Annotated in this window: 16 protein-coding genes and 1 riboswitch; of the genes, 8 read left to right on the top strand and 8 right to left on the bottom strand. The window is 65.0% G+C overall.

The genetic code is table 11. The annotated features are described in order from the left end of the window. Nucleotides 1–103: 103 nt before the first annotated feature. Together FYJ92_RS03520 and FYJ92_RS03515 are read right to left on the bottom strand one after the other, a co-directional pair. Nucleotides 104–721, bottom strand: a complete 618-nt coding sequence (locus FYJ92_RS03520; RefSeq protein WP_185262623.1) for a LytR C-terminal domain-containing protein — start codon at nt 719–721, stop codon at nt 104–106. Nucleotides 722–772: 51 nt separating this feature from the next. Next, the gene (locus FYJ92_RS03515) at nt 773–1,102 is read right to left on the bottom strand and encodes a DUF3263 domain-containing protein (protein ID WP_185262622.1); all 330 of its coding nucleotides are present in this window, start codon (nt 1,100–1,102) and stop codon (nt 773–775) included. A 133-nt stretch (nt 1,103–1,235) separates the two neighbouring features. Here FYJ92_RS03515 and FYJ92_RS03510 point away from each other — a divergent pair, with 133 nt between their 5' ends. From FYJ92_RS03510 to FYJ92_RS03500, 3 genes are all read left to right on the top strand, one after another. Next, nucleotides 1,236–2,006, top strand: a complete 771-nt coding sequence (locus FYJ92_RS03510; protein WP_255482287.1) for a uracil-DNA glycosylase — start codon at nt 1,236–1,238, stop codon at nt 2,004–2,006. A gap of 14 nt (nt 2,007–2,020) precedes the next feature. Beyond that, entirely contained in the window at nt 2,021–2,860 is an 840-nt protein-coding gene (locus tag FYJ92_RS03505; RefSeq protein ID WP_185262621.1) for a siderophore-interacting protein, read from the top strand. Between the two features lie 159 nt (nt 2,861–3,019). Continuing rightward, complete coding sequence (locus FYJ92_RS03500; protein ID WP_255482286.1) at nt 3,020–4,177, top strand: metallophosphoesterase; 1,158 nt, start codon at nt 3,020–3,022, stop codon at nt 4,175–4,177. A 26-nt stretch (nt 4,178–4,203) separates the two neighbouring features. On the opposite strand, the gene FYJ92_RS03495 is transcribed toward FYJ92_RS03500, so the two are convergent. From FYJ92_RS03495 to FYJ92_RS03485, 3 genes are all read right to left on the bottom strand, one after another. Then, complete coding sequence (locus FYJ92_RS03495; RefSeq protein WP_185262620.1) at nt 4,204–5,691, bottom strand: threonine/serine exporter ThrE family protein; 1,488 nt, start codon at nt 5,689–5,691, stop codon at nt 4,204–4,206. A gap of 39 nt (nt 5,692–5,730) precedes the next feature. Continuing rightward, nucleotides 5,731–7,047, bottom strand: coding sequence for a peptidoglycan bridge formation glycyltransferase FemA/FemB family protein (locus tag FYJ92_RS03490; RefSeq protein ID WP_185262619.1), 1,317 nt, complete (start codon nt 7,045–7,047; stop codon nt 5,731–5,733). A gap of 86 nt (nt 7,048–7,133) precedes the next feature. Beyond that, nucleotides 7,134–8,207 (bottom strand): peptidoglycan bridge formation glycyltransferase FemA/FemB family protein, encoded by a 1,074-nt coding sequence (locus FYJ92_RS03485; protein WP_255482285.1) that lies wholly within the window; start codon nt 8,205–8,207, stop codon nt 7,134–7,136. A gap of 158 nt (nt 8,208–8,365) precedes the next feature. On the opposite strand from FYJ92_RS03485, the gene FYJ92_RS03480 reads away from it, so the two are divergent. Continuing rightward, the gene (locus FYJ92_RS03480; RefSeq protein WP_185262617.1) at nt 8,366–8,911 is read left to right on the top strand and encodes a TspO/MBR family protein; all 546 of its coding nucleotides are present in this window, start codon (nt 8,366–8,368) and stop codon (nt 8,909–8,911) included. Nucleotides 8,912–8,937: 26 nt separating this feature from the next. On the opposite strand, the gene gcvP is transcribed toward FYJ92_RS03480, so the two are convergent. After that, nucleotides 8,938–11,808: an aminomethyl-transferring glycine dehydrogenase gene (gcvP, locus tag FYJ92_RS03475; RefSeq protein WP_370526122.1), complete on the bottom strand. Its 2,871-nt coding sequence runs from the start codon at nt 11,806–11,808 to the stop codon at nt 8,938–8,940. A 188-nt stretch (nt 11,809–11,996) separates the two neighbouring features. After that, nucleotides 11,997–12,094: riboswitch (glycine riboswitch) on the bottom strand. Nucleotides 12,095–12,201: 107 nt separating this feature from the next. Further along, nucleotides 12,202–12,741: a TetR/AcrR family transcriptional regulator gene (locus FYJ92_RS03470; RefSeq protein ID WP_185262615.1), complete on the bottom strand. Its 540-nt coding sequence runs from the start codon at nt 12,739–12,741 to the stop codon at nt 12,202–12,204. A 67-nt stretch (nt 12,742–12,808) separates the two neighbouring features. Here FYJ92_RS03470 and FYJ92_RS03465 point away from each other — a divergent pair, with 67 nt between their 5' ends. Then, complete coding sequence (locus FYJ92_RS03465) at nt 12,809–14,395, top strand: MFS transporter (protein ID WP_185262614.1); 1,587 nt, start codon at nt 12,809–12,811, stop codon at nt 14,393–14,395. A 95-nt stretch (nt 14,396–14,490) separates the two neighbouring features. Here the strand turns inward: FYJ92_RS03465 and FYJ92_RS03460 are convergent, their stop codons facing one another. Then, complete coding sequence (locus FYJ92_RS03460) at nt 14,491–14,970, bottom strand: Dps family protein (RefSeq protein WP_185262613.1); 480 nt, start codon at nt 14,968–14,970, stop codon at nt 14,491–14,493. Nucleotides 14,971–15,183: 213 nt separating this feature from the next. On the opposite strand from FYJ92_RS03460, the gene FYJ92_RS03455 reads away from it, so the two are divergent. From FYJ92_RS03455 to FYJ92_RS03445, 3 genes are read left to right on the top strand one after another with little or no spacing between them, the layout of a single operon-like run. Beyond that, complete coding sequence (locus tag FYJ92_RS03455; RefSeq protein WP_185262612.1) at nt 15,184–16,326, top strand: nitrilase-related carbon-nitrogen hydrolase; 1,143 nt, start codon at nt 15,184–15,186, stop codon at nt 16,324–16,326. Next, nucleotides 16,323–17,348 carry an agmatine/peptidylarginine deiminase gene (locus tag FYJ92_RS03450; protein WP_185262611.1) on the top strand — a complete coding sequence of 342 codons (1,026 nt, stop codon included), beginning with the start codon at nt 16,323–16,325 and terminating at the stop codon, nt 17,346–17,348. Before FYJ92_RS03455 ends, FYJ92_RS03450 begins: the two co-directional genes overlap by 4 nt. A 13-nt stretch (nt 17,349–17,361) precedes the next feature. Next, on the top strand, nt 17,362–18,924 hold the full coding sequence (locus tag FYJ92_RS03445) for an APC family permease (protein ID WP_185262610.1): 1,563 nt from the start codon (nt 17,362–17,364) through the stop codon (nt 18,922–18,924). The last annotated feature ends 92 nt before the right edge of the window (nt 18,925–19,016 follow it).

Below are 19,016 nucleotides of genomic sequence, written 5' to 3'. Positions count from 1 at the left end.
TACGGACCGAAGCCTGAAATCACTCTAGCGACAAGCCATCCGGAGGGCCGAGCCACCCGGCCGCTCCGGTGCCCAAAAGTTATTCAGGCGTGACCGCGGGGCACTACTGGTAGCCCGGCCCCAGGACAACAACCAAGGGCACCTGGAATTCCTGGGTATCCACCAGCGTGGGAATGTTCAGGAGTTTGGAGACTGCTTCGGCGTTGGCTTCCTGCGCCGGGCCCGCATAGAAAATTGCTGATGTCTGCTGCGGAGCGCCGCCCCAGTTTCCCACCTGGCCCAGCGTCCAGCCATCGGCCTGGACCATCGAGCTGATGCGTCCGGCGAGCCCGGCCGTCCCGGCCGCGTTGTAGATGGCAACACCTTGGGACTTGTCCAGCACAGCCGCGGAGGGAACATCACTGGGCGAAGCGCTCGGCTCTGCGTCCGGACTGTTAGAGGGCTCCGGGTCCGCGGAGGATTCAGCAGTGACCGACGGAGCCGCGCTTGCCTCGGGTGCCGCGGTTGATTCCAGGCTGGTGGAGGCTTCGCTGCCGGCCTGGGTGAACCCGAGCCTGGGAAGGATCAGGAAGGACACCACTCCGATGGCCAATGCCACAATTCCCACCGCCAGGATGGGCCACAGCTTGCGGCGGGCCGGCGCCGAGGCCGCACGGTGGACACCCTGCCGCGAGGCGGACTCCGGAACCTTGTCGAATTCATCCCGAGCGTATTTGGTCATGGTGGGGAGACGTCCTTGTTGATTGCTGCTGATGGCTCAGCACGAGCGTGGTCAGGCGTCGGAACCCAGGCGTCGTGCAGTGCGTGCCCGGTGACGCGACGTACGTAGTCTACGCAATCTCTTGACCAGCATGGGGTCGTGGGCCAATGCAGCCTCGGTGTCAATAAGGGCGTTAAGCAGCTGGTAGTAGTGGGTCGCGGACAGGTCGAACAGCTCCCTGATGGCCTGTTCCTTGGCCCCCGCGTACTTCCACCACTGCCGCTCCAGTGCCAGCATCTGCTGGTCGCGCTCGCTCAGGGGAGAGTCACGGAGGGTAAAATCCGCCAGCAAAGAGCCTCGCTCCTCAGGCTCCGGCACGTGCTCCCGAGCAGGTTCCTCCACGGCACACCCCTTCGCTGGTCTTGCTGAATTACCGGTTAAGTTTCAAAATCTCCTCCCCATGTTACGGCGTGAATAACACTGATGTCATTTGCGGCCCGGCTGCAGTGGCCGGTGACCCTGCGAGAATGGGAGCGTGTTTGATTCTGACGCGCTGTTCGAACTGACGGCGGACCCGGCCGAGCCCGTCGGCTTTGCCGAGATGGCCGCTTTGCCGCTCAGTGAGCTGATGGCGGCCGACTGGGCGGAGACGCTGGGCCCCGTGGAGGGTGACCTGCGTGGCGTCCTGAACTTCCTGGCCACCGAAGTTGCCGCGGGGCACCATGTGCTGCCGGCGCCGTCGAACGTTCTGCGCGCCTTCCGGCAGCCGCTGGCCGGCGTGAAAGTCCTGGTAATGGGCCAGGACCCCTACCCGACGCCGGGCCATGCGATCGGCCTGTCCTTCGCCGTTGACGGGCGGACCCGGCCCATCCCGCGGAGCCTGGCGAATATCTACCGCGAACTGGAGGCCGATCTTGGCCTTCCCGCGCGCGTCCACGGCGACCTGTCCGCCTGGGCCAACCAGGGGGTCCTGCTGCTTAACCGGGTCCTGAGCGTCCGTGCCGGGGCTGCCGGCTCCCACCGGGGCAAAGGCTGGGAGGCCATCACGACGGCGGCAGTCACCGCGGTTGCCAGCCGGCGCACGTCCGACGGCGGGCCGGCGCCGCTCGTGGCGGTGCTGTGGGGCAAGGACGCGGAGAGCGTCCGGCCCCTCCTGCCGGGCGCGGCGGTCGTGTCCAGCGCACACCCCAGCCCGTTGTCGGCGTCGCGCGGATTCTTCGGCTCCCGGCCCTTCACCACCATCAACCAGCTGCTGCAGGACCAGGGCTGCCCTGGCGTAACCTGGGAACTCCCCCCGGTCCCTTAGCTTAGGGTTACCTTATGAGCACTGTTCCGGCCGCCACCAACGCCACAAAAAATACACGTCCGCAGATCGATCTCACGGTCATTCGGCGGGAAGAACTCTCGCCCCACATGGTCAGGATCGTGGCAGGCGGCAAGGGTTTTACCGCCTACGTGAACAACAGCTTTGTGGACCGCTACGTCAAAATTGTCTTCCCGCAGCCCCACATTGACTATGCCCAGCCCCTGGACCTGTGGACCATCCGCGAAACCATGCCCCGCGAGCAGTGGCCCTTCACCCGTACCTACACGGTCCGCTGGGTGGACACCGAGGCGCAGGAACTCGCCATCGACTTTGTGATCCACGGCGCCGAGGGACTGGCGGGTCCGTGGGCGGCTGCTGCCATGCCCGGCGACACCTTCACCTTCACCGGACCGGGCGGTGCCTACAACCCGGCGCCGGACGCGGACTGGTACCTCTTTGCCGGCGACGAAGCCGCCCTTCCTGCGATCGCCGCCGCCATCGAATCGTTGCCTGCTGAAGCGGCCGGCCTGGCATTTATCGAGGTGGATAGCGACGCCGACATCCAGCCCGTCGCGTCCCCGGCGGGGGTTCAGGTGACCTGGCTTCGCCGCAACGGCGCTCCCGCAGGCGCCGGGGACCTTCTGGTTTCCGCGGTGGCTGGCGCCGAGTGGCCCGCCGGCCGGGTCGACGTTTTTGCCCACGGCGAGCGTGGTTACATGAAGGGCCTGCGGGACGTGTTCTTTGTCCAGCGCGGCCTTGAACGGAACCAGGTTTCGCTGTCCGGCTACTGGGCCCAGGGCCGGGTGGAGGACGACTTCCAGGCCGAAAAGAAGCTTCCCGTCGGCAAGGTCTGACCCCGTAGCCAGCACTCCGCACCCTCTGACCGATCGCCCAACAAATGGCCCAAAATCTTGTCCGGCGCACCCCACAGGCCTACACTCACAGTAAATGGCACTCCGGCAGCTGCTGATCAGGCTTCCGATTACGCCGTCCGAGCGTCCCGGGGAGCCGTCATGAATGCTACGACCAGGCGATTCCTCCGCCGGGTTTTTGCCTTCTGCCGCGCAGTGGTCAAAACAGCAGTGTTCGCCCCAATGGCCGCCCGGGCAGCATCCGCCCCGGCCCGGATCTGGGCGGCCCTGTCCTGGGCCACCCTCATCTGCCTTGCGGGCTCGGCGTGCCAAGCGGCGCCGGAAGGCCCACCCGTGCAGCCGCAGGAGCAGCCAGCCTCCGAAGAACAGCCTGCCTCCGACTCGAGGTCGGTTCACTTCACCGCAGCCGGGGACATCGGCCTGGGCGGCGGCGCGAAGGCAGTCCTCGATGTGATCGCCGGGCTGAAGCCGGATCTAAACATAGTGCTCGGTGACCTCTCTTACCAGGCCGGAGCCGAGCAAGCGTTCTGCGACATGGTGACCAAGAAACTTGGCCAGGATTTCCCGTATGAGCTGATCACGGGCAACCACGAAAGCGACGGCCACGACGGCGACATCGGCAAGTTCGCCCAATGCCTGCCCAACAGGCTGCCCGGGTTGCAAGGCACGTACGGTACGCAATGGTACGTCGACGTGCCCCGGGACCGCCCCCTGGTGAGATTCATCCTTATTTCTCCCGGGATTGATTTTCCTGGCGGACAGCCCCTGGACTATTCACAGGGCAGCAACCGCTGGCGCTGGACCGAATCTGCCATCGACGGTGCCCGTGCCGCAAACATCCCCTGGACTGTGGTGGGCATGCACACCCCGTGCTTCAGTATGGGAAAGTACGGCTGCCAGCCCGGGGAGCGACTGACGAACATGCTGGTGAGCAAGAACGTGGACCTCGTGCTCACCGGCCACCAACATGTCTATCAGCGGACACGTCAACTCCGCCTGACTGAACGTTGCCCCGTGCTGGTCCCCGGAGAGGCCCGGAACGATTGTGTGGCCGACTCCGACAACGACCTTGCCCAGGGGCAGGGCACGGTCTTTGTCACGGTCGGTGTGGGCGGCGCCGGGCACCACGACGTCCAAGCCGATGATCCTGAGGCAGGCCTGTTTGCTGTCTGGACAGGAAAAAACAGCGATCGGACCCTCGGAACGTTGGACGTGAGGTTGACGCACGCACGCCTGGAGGCGCGCTTTGTGCCCGCCGCCGGATTCACCTTCACCGACGCCTTCGCGATTGAGCGCTAGGGGAAGGCTTTAGTGCCTGGCGCTAGCTAGCGCCTCCGGGCGCGGCGCCGCTCGTTGCTGGCAAGGCCGCGTGTCAGCGGCCGCGCCAGGGTGTCGCCGAGGACGATTCCGCCGGCTGTGCCCAGGACGATCGCGCCGGCGTTGAGCATGCCGCCAGCACCAAGGAGAACTTCTGATTCCTCCATGGTCAAGACATACATGGACCGGAAAATGGTCAGCCCGGGCAACAGGATCAAGGCCGCCGGGACCGCTACCACCAACTGTGGTGCGCCCATCTTAAGCGCCACCACGCGCGCCAGCAGGCCGATCGCGACGGCGGCGAGCGCCGGGGAGAACCGGTCACCGACGCCGAGGGACGCGGCGCCCAGCAGCACAAAATAGCCCACCACGCCCACACCGGCGGTGGGCAGCAGCAGCTCCCAGGAGGTCTGCTCAGTCACGCCGATGGCCATCACTGCGACGGCGATAAAGATCACCAGGACCCAAAGGTCGTAGGCAGGCGGGAACGTCTGCGTGACACTAATGGGCTGCATTCCGGTCATCTGGCCCACCACGAATGCCACTGCAATCCCGGCCACAATCGCGCCGAACGTCAGCAAGGTGGACAGAAACCGTCCTGCTGCGGTCACGGGAAAACCGTTGATGGCGTCCTGGACCGAGGAGACGAGGCGTCCCGTGGGCAGGAGCAGGAGGATGCCACCTACCACCACAATCGATGGTGCATTGGTGAGTTCAAAGCGCCACAACAGCAACGCGGTGAGCGTAACGCCGAAGGCGCATGCCGCCGTCGTGAAGAAGTCCGGAACCCGCCACCGGCCCAACTGGCGGGCGAGCAGGCTGACTCCGATGTTGGCCGCGAAGGCAATGCCCGAGGACACAGGGCCGCCGCCGAGGACACCCACAAAGACTGCCGCAAACACGCCGAAGGCTACGGTGACCATCCAACGCGGAAACGGTTTGGGGCTGGTGATGGCCTCGTCCAGCCGGCGGATCGCCTCATCGCGGCCTACTCCTCCGGCCACGATGTCCGTCACCAGCCGGTGTACCTTGGCCAGCCCGGCATAGTTGTTGGTCCATGACCGCACCACGCGAAGCAGCGCGATGGGCGTCTGGTCCTTGGGCGCGTAGTTGATGCCCACCGACTGGTTGGTGATGTCCACTTCGATGTTTTTCAGCCCCAGCGCCGCGGTAACGGCAATGATGCTCGTCTCCACTTCCAGGGCGCCTGCCCCGTACCGGAACATGGTCTCGGCCAGGTGCAGGGCAAAGTCCAGGGTCTTGCGTGCGGAGGTGTCCACGCCTCCCACCTGGATCATGGGGTTGGCGTAGGGGCTTCCGGCGAGCCTGTCCACAATGCTCATCGGCGCTGTCGGCGGGTTCTCCCCCCGGACCAGTCGCCGCAGCATTCTCTTGGCCGCGGCATCCTGGCGGAGCTGGGAGGGTGTCAGCGGCTCTGTTTTGGGCAGGCCGCCGGGGGGAGGCCTGCGCCTTGGATTTTCAGGTCGATCGGTCACCTTGGTGCTCCTCCCTTTCTGGCAGTTCGCGGATTGGTGCTAGGCTCGGCGTTTCAGTGGCAGTTTGCCCAGCAGCGTGCGGGCCGCGGCGATGGCCGTTCGGACCAGGCGGTTGGCTTGGAAGGCTACCGGCCGCACGGGCATCACGAAGTCACCCAGCAGCTGGACCACGTCGCCACCGAAGCCCTTCTTGAACTCGTAGCCGCCGTGGCCTTCTTCGTCCTGTCCCTGGATGCCGAAGGTGCCGTAGAAGTTGTAGCGCGAGTAGCCTTTGTCCAGGGCGTGCAGCATCATCCCCCAGTACAGCGAGGTGGCGCCGTTGAAGTAGATGTAGTCCTGCTTGGTGCCGCCGATAACGCAGACCACCTCGTCGCCGAAGCAGACGAAGTGGATGGCGGCCACTGTTGCGACTCCCACGGAGTCCGGGAACCGCTCGATGTCCTTGAGGCTGCGTTCGTAGCTGTCCACGAGGTCCTGGACCACTTTGAGGCGGTTGGCCTTCTTTTTGCTGCCGGTCTCTTCCACTTCACGGCGGAGTTCGGCTGCGGACGCGGCTTCCGCTTCCAGGCGCTCGGTGATGGACTTCCGGTACTCGGGGATGTCGATCTTGGCCATCATGAGCTTGGTGAACTCGGCCGAGGTAGTCCGCAGGAGCTGTTCGTAGTATTCGCATTCCCGGTAGAAGAAGCCCTTCTCGTCCCCCGCGGTGCTCAGCGCGTCGTAGAACTCGTCGAGGGTTTCAAGGGTGGCCTGTTCCAGGAACACGCCGTTCTTTTCAGCCTTCCGGATGGCCTTCCGGGTCCGGTAGCTGGTGCCCATGATGAGCTCCTCGGCGTCCGCGATGCCCTCGAGCTGCTTGATGAACATCCAGTTCACGTTGGCGAAGTTCATGTCCGAGCCCAGGTGTTCAAAACCGAGGCCCGCCAGTTCCGCCACGAGCGGCCTGTTGTCCACGATCTCGGGGTGTTCGGCACCGTCGGCATCGCGGGCGATGTAGGTCAGGTTCGGGGAAATCCGCAGTTCGGCAGCCTTGCGTTCGGCGGCACGTTCCTTAAGGAGTCCGACGACGTCACGCACCAGTGCGGCGTCCGTGTAGTCCAGGATGGGGCCCTTGGCGCACTCGCACACCTTGTAGCCCCAGCGGTTGGTGGTGTAGTTCAGTTTGCCGGCGGCGACCAGAACGCCGTCGCGCTTGACACCGAACAGCTCCACTGCCTGGCCGCGGGCGCTCTGGAAGCGGGTGAAGTCAGCGGACTGGATGAAGTTGTTTTGCGGGTGTTTGAGGGAGAAGGACTCAAACTCGGCATCGCTGAGGACGCTGAGCTGGAGATCGGCTCCGGCTTTGGTGGGATTCACGGAAGTAACCTCATCTATGGCCGCGCTGCCGCGTGGGGCAGGCGCTGGCCTTCGTGGTGTGGATGGTGGAAGTGGCTGGCGGGCTGTCAGTAGAACTGCTGGCCGGTGCGGGCGGTTTCGAGCCGGCGGAAGATCCGTTCCGCGCCCTTGACCCACAGGGCATGCCTGACGGGCGACAACACGTAGTCATGGCAGCCGACGAAGTCCGTAACCGTCTTCGTGAAGCTCGTCTTGAACATGCCCATGCCGTACAGGTGGTGGGTCTTGTCCTTGATCAGGCCGGACGGTGGCGTGCCGCAGAAGTCGTACTCGGTGCAGCCGAGTTCCTGCATTCTTCGGATGGCCTGCCACTGGACCAGGTGCGAATCGCCGTACTGCTTCCTGTTCTGGGTGGAGCCGCCGTCCTTGTAGGTTGCCTTGGATCCGTAGTTGATCACAAAGGCGCCCACACTGGGTTTGCCGTCCTCATAAACGAAGAAGAAGTTGCCTTGGCCGCGGGTGCAGAATTCGTCCCAGAACCGGGTGTAGTACTCGAGGCTGCGCAACGGCATGGAGCCCTTGGCGTTGACGGTGTCCGCCATCAGGTCATACAGCGCCCGGTACGTTTCCGGGCTTGGCTCCTGCTGCACCACCGCGCAGCCTTCGCGCTCTGCCCGGCGGATCGCGTTGCGGGCGCGGGAGGAGATGGACCGGAACACCTGGTTCTCCGGCGCCGCGATGTCCAGCAGGGCGGTGGAGTCATTGGATTGGATGTTCGGGGCTTTCACCAGGCCGGCGACGGCGACGTCCGCCCGGGCTTCCGGTGTGGACACAATGTCGGGTTCAATCTTGATGGTGAAGACGTTGAGGTTCCGGCTCCGGGCGAACGCAGCGCACGCGTCCAACACCGGCTTGAGGTCCTCAACGGCAGCCAGGTCAGGGCCCTTGATCAGGTACCAGAGGACGCCAAGGACCGGGAATTTCTTCTCCAGCACCAGGTTGTAGCTGGCGGTCCCGGCAGACTCCAGGACCAGGAAGCGGGCGGTCCAGCCGCTGCCGTTCTTCACGGAAGCGTAGGCGGCGGACTGCAGCATGTTGCCGCCGTTTGGGTTGGCCGTGACGTGCTTGTCCCAGTTCTCAATTTCCTCCGCTGTGGCAAAGCGGGCGGTGAATTCTCGCAAGGGGGCCGTGTCCAATCTCAGGGGTTTGCGCGCGGTTCTGTACTCGTGGCTACGTGCGGACATGTAGCCACAAGTCTAAAGCCTGATCTGGCCCGGGCGTTTCAGCCCGGTCGCGGGAGTACCTTGACTGGCAGGCAGCGCTTCGCAAGGGTTGACCCATGGAGTCGCCATCAGACAGGTCCGTCCACCAGCCCGAAAATGCCACCGGAATCCGCGGGCGCGGCGCGCAGGTGGCTGCCCTCGCTCTCTTCCTTGCGGCCTCCGCCCTGGTCGCTTGGCTGGGTGCCTTTGCCACGGTCAACAACGTAAACGGGTGGTACGTCGACGCCAACAAAGCTCCCTGGTCGCCACCCAATTGGCTGTTCGGTCCAGTGTGGACGATCCTCTACACAGCCATGGCCGTGGCCGCGTGGCTGGTCTGGCGCCGCGGCAGTCCGGAGTCGCGTCCGGCTCTGGTTATCTACGGAATCCAGTTGTTCCTGAATCTTGTGTGGACGCCGGTCTTCTTCAGCCTGTATCCGCTGATCGGGAGTGCCGCTTTGTGGCTCGCTTTTGCGGTCATCCTGGCGCTGATCCTGGCGGTGACGGTTACGGTGGTCCGCTTCGGCCCGATCAGCAGGCTGGCCGGGATCTTGTTGTTGCCTTACATAACCTGGATCGTGTTCGCGTCGTCCCTCAACCTGTGGGCAGCGCTGAACAACTAGCCGACGTACCAGATGCTGGCGGTGTTTTAGTCTTCGAAGTCCGACAGCGGCGGGCAGGAGCAGATCAGGTTGCGGTCCCCGGCTGCGCCGTCGATGCGGCCTACGGGCGGGAAGTACTTGTCCTGCTTGAGCGAGGCGAGCGGGAAGGCAGCCTGCTCGCGCGGGTACGCACGGTTCCAGTCGGAACTCACGACGGCGGACGCGGTGTGGGGTGCGTGGCGCAGCGGGCTGTTCTCCACTGTGAAGTCACCACTGGCCACCTGGTCGATTTCCTTCCGGATGGTGATCATCGCGTCGATGAACCGGTCGATCTCCCCAAGGTCCTCGGACTCCGTCGGTTCCACCATCAGCGTGCCCGCCACCGGGAACGCCAGGGTGGGGGCATGGAAGCCGTAGTCGATCAGGCGCTTGGCCACATCCTCAGCCGTAACGCCGGTCTTCGCCGTCAGGTCACGGAGGTCCAGGATGCACTCGTGCGCCACGAGTCCGCCCTCACCGGTGTAGAGGACCGGGAAGTACTCGTTCAGGCGCGCCGCAACGTAGTTCGCCGCAAGCAGCGCCGACTTCGTCGCCTCGGTCAGGCCCTCGGCACCCATCAGCTTCACATACGTCCACGAGATGGGCAGGACCCCCGCGGAACCGAACCGCGAGGCCGAAATCGGGACGTCGTTTCCTTCTGTCCAGGTAGCCGCATTGCCCGGCATAAACGGTGCCAGGTGGGCCTTGGCTGCGACCGGACCAACGCCGGGTCCGCCGCCGCCGTGCGGGATGCAGAAGGTCTTGTGCAGGTTCAGGTGCGAGACGTCGCCGCCGAACTTGCCCGGCTGCGCCAGACCGACAAGGGCGTTCAGGTTGGCGCCGTCCACGTAGACCTGGCCACCGGCCGCGTGCACCGAATCACACACCTCGCGGACGTCGGCGTCGTAGACACCGTGTGTGGAGGGGTAGGTGATCATGATGGCCGAAAGGACGTCCTTGTTCGCCTCGATCTTGGCGTTCAGGTCAGCGTGATCGATGCTGCCGTCCGCAGCCGTGGCCACCACAACCACCTTCATGCCGGCCAGGACGGCCGAGGCGGCGTTGGTGCCATGGGCCGAGGCCGGAATCAGGCAGACCGTGCGCTGGTCATCGCCCCGGGACAGGTGGTACCCGCGGATCGCCAGCAGGCCAGCGAGCTCACCCTGGGACCCGGCGTTCGGCTGCAGGGACACCTGGTCGTAGCCGGTGATTTCGGTCAGCTGGTCTTCGAGGTCGGCGATCAGTTCGCGCCAGCCCACGGTCTGGGAATCCGGGGCGAACGGGTGGATCGAGGCGAACTCCGGCCAGGAAATGGCCTCCATCTCCGCCGTGGCGTTCAGCTTCATGGTGCAGGAACCCAACGGGATCATGGTCCGGTCCAGCGCCAGGTCCCGGTCGCTCAGCCTGCGGATGTAACGCAGCAGCTGGGTCTCGGAACGGTGCGTGTTGAACACCGGGTGCTGCAGGTACTCGGAGGAACGTTCGACGGCGGTATCCAGTGCGAACTCAGCGTCAGGGCCGGCGTCCGCGTCCACCACGGTGGCACCAAACACTTCCAGGACACCGGCGACGACAGCCGGGGTCGTGGTTTCGTCGGCGGAGAGACCCACGGTATCGCCATCGATGTGGCGCAGGTTGATACCGCGTGCTTCGGCGGTGGCCACAACAGCCGCGGCCTTGCCTGGCACGGAAACCGTGACGGTATCAAAGAAGCTTGTGTGCAGTACGTCCAGGCCGGCCGCCTTCAGGGATGCGGCGATAGTTGCAGCGTGGCCATGTGCGGTCTCGGCGATTGCCTTGAGGCCGTCGGGGCCGTGGTAAACGGCGTAGAACGAGGAGACGATGGCCAGCAGCGCCTGCGCGGTGCAGATGTTGGACGTGGCCTTCTCACGGCGGATGTGCTGCTCACGGGTCTGCAGCGCCAAACGGTACGCCGGGACACCGGCGTCGTCCTTGGACACCCCGACCAGGCGGCCGGGCATGGACCGCTCCAGGCCCTTCGCCACCGCCATGTACGCCGCGTGCGGGCCGCCGAAGAACAACGGCACCCCAAAACGCTGCGTCGAACCGACAGCAATATCCGCACCCTGCTCCCCGGGAGGGGTGATCAGCGTCAACGCCAACAGGTCAGCGGCGACCGTGACCAGGGCGCCGCGCTCCTTCGCAGCGGCAATCACGTCGGCGTGGTTGAAGACCCGGCCGGACACACCCGGCTGCTGCAGCACCACACCGTTGATGACGCCCTCGGGCAGACCCCTGGACAGGTCAGCGACCTCCACCTCGAACCCCAGGGCCTCGGCGCGGCCCTTCACGATCGCGATGGTCTGCGGCAGGCAATCCGCGTCCAGGACTGTCTTGCCGTCCCTGGCTTCCCGGTTCTTGTTCGCCCGGCGCATCATCAGCACAGCCTCGGCCACCGCGGTGGCTTCATCCAGCAGTGACGCGTTCGCGATGGGCAGGCCCACCAGGTCCTGGACCATGGTCTGAAAATTCAGGAGCGCTTCGAGCCGGCCCTGGGAAATCTCGGGCTGGTACGGGGTGTACGCGGTGTACCAGGCCGGGGCCTCAAGGATGTTCCGGCGGATCACCGCAGGCGTCACCGTGTCGTAGTAGCCCTGCCCGATCATCTGCACAGCAGTCTTATTCTTCGCAGCCAGCTTCCGCAGCTCAGCAAGGACCTCAACCTCGCTCAGGGCGTCCTTGAGAGCCAGCGGCTTGGCCTGGCGGATGGAATCTGGGACGGCAGTATCCACCAGCGCGTCCACAGTGCCGTAGCCGACGGCCTTGAGCATGGAGTCAACATCGGCCTGGCGGCGGGCGCCAATATGCCGGTCAACGAAAGTGGCCGAGGCCGAATTAACACTCACAAGGAACTCCATTACTAAGGCGGCGCAAGGTACGCCACATTGACTCGGGTTCCTCCCCCGCTCTGTCTGGGACCTGAGAGTTTCCGCGCAGCCTGCTTCCGCAAAGCTGACGCTTGCACCGTCGGTGGGCACAGCGGCCCTGACATTCCGGAGCGATCCGGGATGCTTCAGTCAGACAGCCTGCCACTTTCCAGAGCTGCCTGGCCGCGGCGGTACGTGGGCCTGAGAGATTCCTGGGGAGGATTTGTTCCTACGGCGCCTGTTGTACCTACTAACAGAACTCTCCCGCCGCAGATCAAAGGCATATTCAGGTTTAGTACTCGAATATTGTGCCGGCCGCAGAAGGCCGCCACGAGGTCCAATTCTCCTACGCCCCGGGCTGCCGGGCAAATGAGGTCATCGGGTTCAGTCCCGCAGCCGCTCCACGGCGGCCAGAAGCTCCTCAATGTCTCCATGCCTGGCCCGGCCGCCCCCGCCGGTACCGCTTTCCCACATGGCGTTGAAATACAGGCCGTCCCCCATATAGAGCACGGCTTTCGCCATGGCCGGGCCGACGTCGGCCGCGATCAGGTCCAGCCACTGCTGCTGGATTGCGGCAAAACGCCGCCGGGCCTCTTCATGGGCTACTTCGGCCAGTCGCGTGACGGCCACGAAGGAGCGGTCCATCGGCGAGTCGGACCAGAGCGAGGAACGGATGAAGTAGGCCGCCGCACCTTCGGTGGCTGCGGCCATCAGGGTGAGGTCCTCGACGGCCAGGCGATCCATCCGTTCCAGTACCGCAGCGATCAGCGCTTCCTTGTTGGGGAAGTGGTACAACAGGCCGCCTTTGGACACGCCGGCCCGTTTGGCAACCGCGTCCAGCGTGGCAGCCCGCTCCCCCACATCGATCAGGAGTTCTTCAAATGCGTCAAGGACTGCATCGCGTGCAACGGGATTTCTGGCCATGGCTTCAATCATGCACGGTCCGGGTCCCATTTCTTAACTGTACCGTCTGGACGGTACAGTTATCGACATGACGTTGTCCAGCCAGTCCAACCAGAACACCTGCAGCACTTCCCCGACGGCGGTCGATCTCCGGCCGTCCGGGCCCGCCAAGGCGCCCTGGCGCGACTGGCTCGCGCTGGCCCTGCTGATGTTCCCGGTGCTCCTGGTTGCGGTGGACAACACTGCGTTGACGTTTGCGCTTCCGGCCATTGCCAGAAACCTGGAGACAACAGGAGTCCAGCTGTTGTGGATTGTGGACGCGTATCCCCTGGTGCTTGCCGGCCTGCTGGTTGCCATGGGCAGCCTGGGTGACCGGATCGGACGCCGCCGGCTGCTGCTGACCGGCAGCATTGGATTCGCCGCGGTCTCGGCAGCAACAGCCTTTGCCCCCAGCGCGGAGTGGCTGATTGCGGGACGGGCATCGATGGGGTTTTTCGGCGCCATGCTGATGCCCTCAACCCTGTCGCTGATCCGCAACATTTTTCCGGACCCAAACCGGCGCCGGCTGGCCGTGGCCATCTGGGCTGCCGGCTTCTCCGGCGGCGCCGCCCTGGGTCCCATCTTCGGCGGGTGGCTGGTGGAGCAGTTCTGGTGGGGCGCCATCCTGCTGGTCGCCGTGCCCATCATGCTGCCACTGTTGGTGTTTGGTCCTGCGTTCATCCCGGAATCAAAAGATCCGCGGCCCGGACGGGTGGACGTGCCCAGCATCGCCCTGTCCCTGCTGGTTATGGTGCCCGTTGTGTATGGCATCAAGGAACTGGCGACCGAAGGTTTCGGGGCCGCTCCGTTGGGACTTGTTGCCTTTGGCCTGGCCATGGGCGTCGTCTTTGTCCGCCGCCAGCAGCGGCTGGCCAGCCCCCTGCTGGACATGTCCCTGTTCGGCAACCGGGTCTTCAGAACCGCCATCACAGCAAACGTGCTGGCCCTGTTCTCCTTCAACGGCTTCATTCTCTTCCTCGCCCAGCACCTGCAGCTCCTGGAAGGGATGACACCGTCGGCCGCCGGAATAGCCATGATCCCGGCTCTGGTGGCCACAGTGCTGGCCGGGCTGGCAGTGGTGCCGCTGGTCCGGAAAGTGCGTCCGGGCTTTGTGGTGGCGGGTGGCTTGGCCCTAAGCGCCACCGGCTACGGAATCGTGGTCTTTGGTGATCACGGCTCCGGCCCGGCCCTCCTGCTGGCCGCACTGCTGATCCTCGCCCTGGGGGTGGGCACAGCGGAAACCATTTCCAATGACCTCATCCTGGGCTCCGTTCCAGCGGAGAAGTCAGGAGCGGCGGCTGCCATCTCGGAGACGGGCTATGAGGTGGGATCCCTGCTGGGGACGGCGGTGCTGGGCTCCATCCTGACCGCTTCCTACCAGCGCAATCTCCTGCTGCCGGCCGGGGTGGAGGAAACGGCGTCGGGCACTGCCGTGCACCAGGCCGGCGAAACTTTGGCAGGCGCCGTGGAACTGGCCGGCAGCCTGCCTGCGCCGCTGGCCGAAGCGCTCCGCGGCGCAGCGCGCCTGGCGTTTGACTCGGGCGTCCACACCACTGCGGCAATTGCGCTGGCACTGATGGCGAGCGCGGCAGTCCTTGCCGCCGTCGTACTCCGGAAAGTTCCGACGGCGGACTAGGCACCCGCCTCCGGCAAGCCGGCGAGCGCACAAAAGCGCCCGGCGTCCGAAATCATTCCGGCGCCGGGCGCTTGTGGCCTCACAATCGGCCGGCCCTACTTGGCGTCAGGGGAGGTGACGCTGGCGGAGGCCTTCATGGTCTCGGCGTTCACCATCCACGCGTACTGTTCCAGCTTGGCGATGAATTCGTGGAGCAGGTCCGCGGTGGTGGGATCCTCTTCGTCCACCTCGTCATGGACCTTGCGCATGGTGCCCACGGCAGCCTCAAGTGCAGCGACGATCCGCTCGATGGCGTCCTTGGTGTTAATGAGGCCTTCGGGGAACTGGGCCAGACTGGTGGATTTTGCCACCGTGGCACTGCGGCCATCAGGCAGGGCATGGAGGGCGCGCATCCGCTCAGCCATATCGTCCGCGAACTGCCGGGCGGCATCCACGATTTCGTCCAGCTGCAGGTGAAGGTCCCGGAAGTTGGTTCCCACAATGTTCCAGTGGGCCTGCTTGCCCTGGATGTGCAGCTCGATCAGGTCCGCAAGTACGGCCTGCAGGTTGTTAGTCAGGGTCGGTGAAGCTTTCATGAATCCTCCTCGATCGGTCCAGTAGTCCCGACGCTATCAGCCAGGGGATCGATCGCGCCGGGCCGAAACCAAATTTCTCAGTGAGCTTACTAATCTGGCGGGAGCGTCATAAAAGAATGGGATTCATATAATCCATTGCGCGAAAGCCATTCGACCCTCATACTAAATGAACGTCATTCATTTAGTGACGGTCGTCTCACTGGAAGTAAGCACATGATTGAAATTTCCTGCCTCGACTCACCCGCCTCCCTGGCCCGGACAACGCCGTCCGACCGCCCTGCCCTTCGGGTTGGCGTCGTACAGCACCGCTGGCATGCAGACACTGCCGTCCTGCAGGCCGAACTTGATGAAGGAATCGGCCGGGCCGCGCGGCTCGGTGCCACGGTGGTGTTCCTGCCAGAACTCACCCTCTCGCGCTACCCCGCGGACACCTGCCCCGAAATCGACACGCCCCGGCACGGAGCGGTACGGCCTGGCGCGGTCCGCCCCAGGCCGTCGGACACCGCGGAGGACCTGCTCACCGGGCCCACTTTCCGGTTTGCCGCCGAATCCGCCCGTCGCCACGGGGTGGCTGTCCACGCCTCCCTGTACCAGCTGGCGGAGAACCCGGACGGCAGCGACGACGGCCTGGGGCTAAATACCGCCATCCTTGTGTCGTCCGAGGGCGAGCTGCTCGCCCGCACCCACAAGCTGCACATTCCGGTGACCGCCGGCTACTACGAAGACAAATTCTTCCGCCAAGGGCCAGCGGCTGCTGACGCCTACGAGGTCCACGCACCGGCAGAACTTGGCGGTGCCCGGCTCGGCATGCCCACCTGCTGGGACGAATGGTTCCCGGAGGTGGCCCGGCTCTACTCCCTCGGTGGCGCCGAAATCCTGGTCTACCCCACCGCCATCGGCTCAGAACCGGACCACCCGGATTTCGATACGCAGCCGCTGTGGCAGCAGGTGATTGTGGGCAACGGCATCGCCAACGGACTGTTTATGGTGGCGCCGAACCGCTGGGGTGATGAAGGAACACTGACCTTCTACGGCTCCTCCTTCATCTCCGACCCCTACGGCAGGATCCTGGCCCAGGCCCCGCGTGACGCCTCCGCAGTGCTGGTGGCAGACCTCGACCTGGACCAGCGCCGGGACTGGCTCACGCTCTTCCCGTTTCTGGCTACCCGCCGCCCCGATACCTACGGCCGGCTCACCGAACCCGTACACCACGCCCAGCCGCTCGGCGGCGAAGATGCAGTGGCCGAAGGGGCAGGGATTTCGCTCCCCACCCGCCCCCTAACCTCGCAAGCTCGGCCAGGGAACCTTGCGGTCGTGGCCCCAGGCTCAAGCAACCGTCAGCAGGTGAGCTCATGAGCACGTGGCGCATGCCCGCCGAAACCGCTCTGCAGGAGCGGCTGTGGATGGCCTTTCCCACTGGCGGCTACACGCTGGGCGAGACGGAGGAAGACGCCCACGCTGCGCGGTCCATCTGGGCAGCGGTGGCCAACGCCGCCGTCGAATTTGAGCCGGTCACCGTGGTGGTGGACCCCGACGACGTCGGCATCGCCGCCCGCTATCTGCACCCGAACGTCGAGGTACTTGCCGCCCCGCTCAACGATGCGTGGATGCGGGACATCGGCCCCACTTTCGTGTTGGACCAGGACGGGCGCCTCGGCGCCGTCGACTGGGTCTTCAACGGCTGGGGTGCCCAGGACTGGGCGCGCTGGGACAAGGACGCGCTGATCGCCGGTGAAGTCTCAGCCCGTGCCGGCGCCATGCATCTCGTGTCCGCGCTGGTCAACGAAGGCGGCGGCATCCAGGTGGACGGTCAGGGAACCGTGCTGGTGACCGAAACCGTGCAGCTGGATCCGGGCCGCAACCCGGGCCTCAGCCGCGCCGACGTCGAAGCCGAGCTCGCCCGGACCATCGGCGCCACTCATGTGGTCTGGCTCCCCCGCGGACTGGCCAGGGACTCGGAACGGTTCGGCACGCGCGGTCATGTGGACATCGTGGCCGCCATTCCCTCCCCCGGCACACTGTTGGTGCACTCCCAGCAGGACCCCCGCCACCCGGACTTCCAGGTGAGCCGCGACATCATCGAGCACCTCCGCACCACGAAGGACGCGGCCGGCCGGGAGTGGATCATCATCGAAGTCCCCGCCCCGGAGGTGCTCTGGGATGACGAGGGTTTTGTGGACTACAGCTACATCAACCACGTCGTGGTCAACGGCGGCGTCATCGCGTGTACCTTCGCGGATCCCAACGATGACAAGGCGCTGCAGATCCTGGCGGAGGCCTACCCCGGCCGGCGTGTGGTCGGCATTGACGCCCGTGAGCTGTTCGCCCGTGGCGGCGGCATCCACTGCATCACCCAACAGCAGCCTGCTGCCTCGTAGAAAGCGCCGGACAATGACCCAAACCATCCGTACGAGCACCACCGCGGGCCAGCCATCCGGGACCGACCCGGCCGGCTCGGCGCACGGCATCACCGCAAAGGGACTGAAGGGAGGGCAGCTGGGCCTCCTTGCCGTCGTCGTTCTTGGCATTTCCACCATCGCGCCGGCCTACACGCTGACCAGCGCCCTTGGCCCCACGGTGAATGAGGCGGGGCTCCAGCTACCCGTCATTTTCCTGATCGGGTTCATCCCCATGATCCTGGTGTCACTCGCCTACCGGGAACTCAACGCCGATTCCCCGGACAGCGGCACCACGTTCACTTGGGTCACCAAAGCGTTTGGCCCCTGGGTGGGCTGGATGGGCGGCTGGGGACTCCTTGCCGCCAACATCATCGTCCTGTCCAACCTGGCGGGCGTGGCGGTGGACTTCTTCTATCTCTTCCTGTCGCAGCTGACGGGTGCGCCTGAACTCGCAGACCTCGCGGACAATAAGCCGTTGAACGTCCTGACGTGCTTCGTTTTTGTGGCCCTTGCAGTGTGGGTGAGCTACCGCGGCCTGCACACCACCAAGCTGGTCCAGTACGGACTCGTGGGATTCCAACTACTGGTCCTGGTACTTTTTGTCGGCATGGCGTTCGCGAACTGGTCCACATCGGAAACGGCCATCCCCTTCAGCTGGGGGTGGTTCGACGTCACCAGGATCGAGACGTTCGGGCAGATCGCCGCGGGTATCTCGCTGTCGATCTTTGTCTACTGGGGCTGGGACGTGTGCCTGACCGTGAACGAGGAAACCGCCAACGGCAAAAAGACCGCGGGCCTGGCCGGCACGCTCACCGCCGTCGTTGTCCTGGGGATCTACCTGCTGGTGAGCATCGCCACCATGATGTTCGCCGGCGTCGGCGATACGGGTGTGGGGCTGAACAACCCCGAGAATCACGAGAACCTCTTCACGGCGCTTGCGTCACCGATCATGGGGCCGTTCGCCATCCTGATGTCCCTCGCCGTGCTGTCCAGTTCGGCAGCGTCCCTGCAGTCCACGTTCACGTCGCCGTCGCGCAGCCTGCTGGCCATGGCCCACTACGGTGCGCTGCCCGCGCCGTTCAGCCACATCAGCAGGCGCTTCTCGACGCCGGGCTTCGCAACGGTGACGGCGGGCATCCTGTCCGCCGGGTTCTACGCGGTGATGCACGTGATCAGCGAAAACGTCCTGAACGACACCATCCTGGCCCTCGGCCTGATGATCTGCTTCTACTACGGCCTGACCGCCATCGCGTGCGCCTGGTACTTCCGGAACAGCGTGTTCAGCAGCGTCCGCAGCTTCGCGCTGCGGCTCCTGTGCCCGGTGCTGGGCGGTGTCGGATTGTTTGTGGTTTTCCTGCAGACAGCCGTGGACAGCTGGGCGCCGGAGTTCGGCAGCGGCTCCGAGGTCTTCGGTGTTGGGCTGGTGTTTGTCCTGGGCATCGGGATCCTGGCGCTCGGGGCTGTGCTGATGGTGATCATGGCACGCCTCGCCCCGGGGTTCTTCCGCGGCGAAACCATCCGCCGGGACACCCCTGCGCTGATGGTGCCTGAGTAGTTGCCCCAACAACAGCACGGCGCCCTGCACGGAAAGTCTCCGAAACAGGGCGCCGTTCTTTAGTTTCCTGATCTTGTCTCAACTTCGGTTCA

The organism is Pseudarthrobacter sp. NBSH8 (genome assembly GCF_014217545.1).
GTDB lineage: Bacteria > Actinomycetota > Actinomycetes > Actinomycetales > Micrococcaceae > Arthrobacter.
The sequence above is the reverse complement of the archived record's forward strand: the minus strand, read 5'-3'. Positions and strand labels throughout refer to the sequence as shown.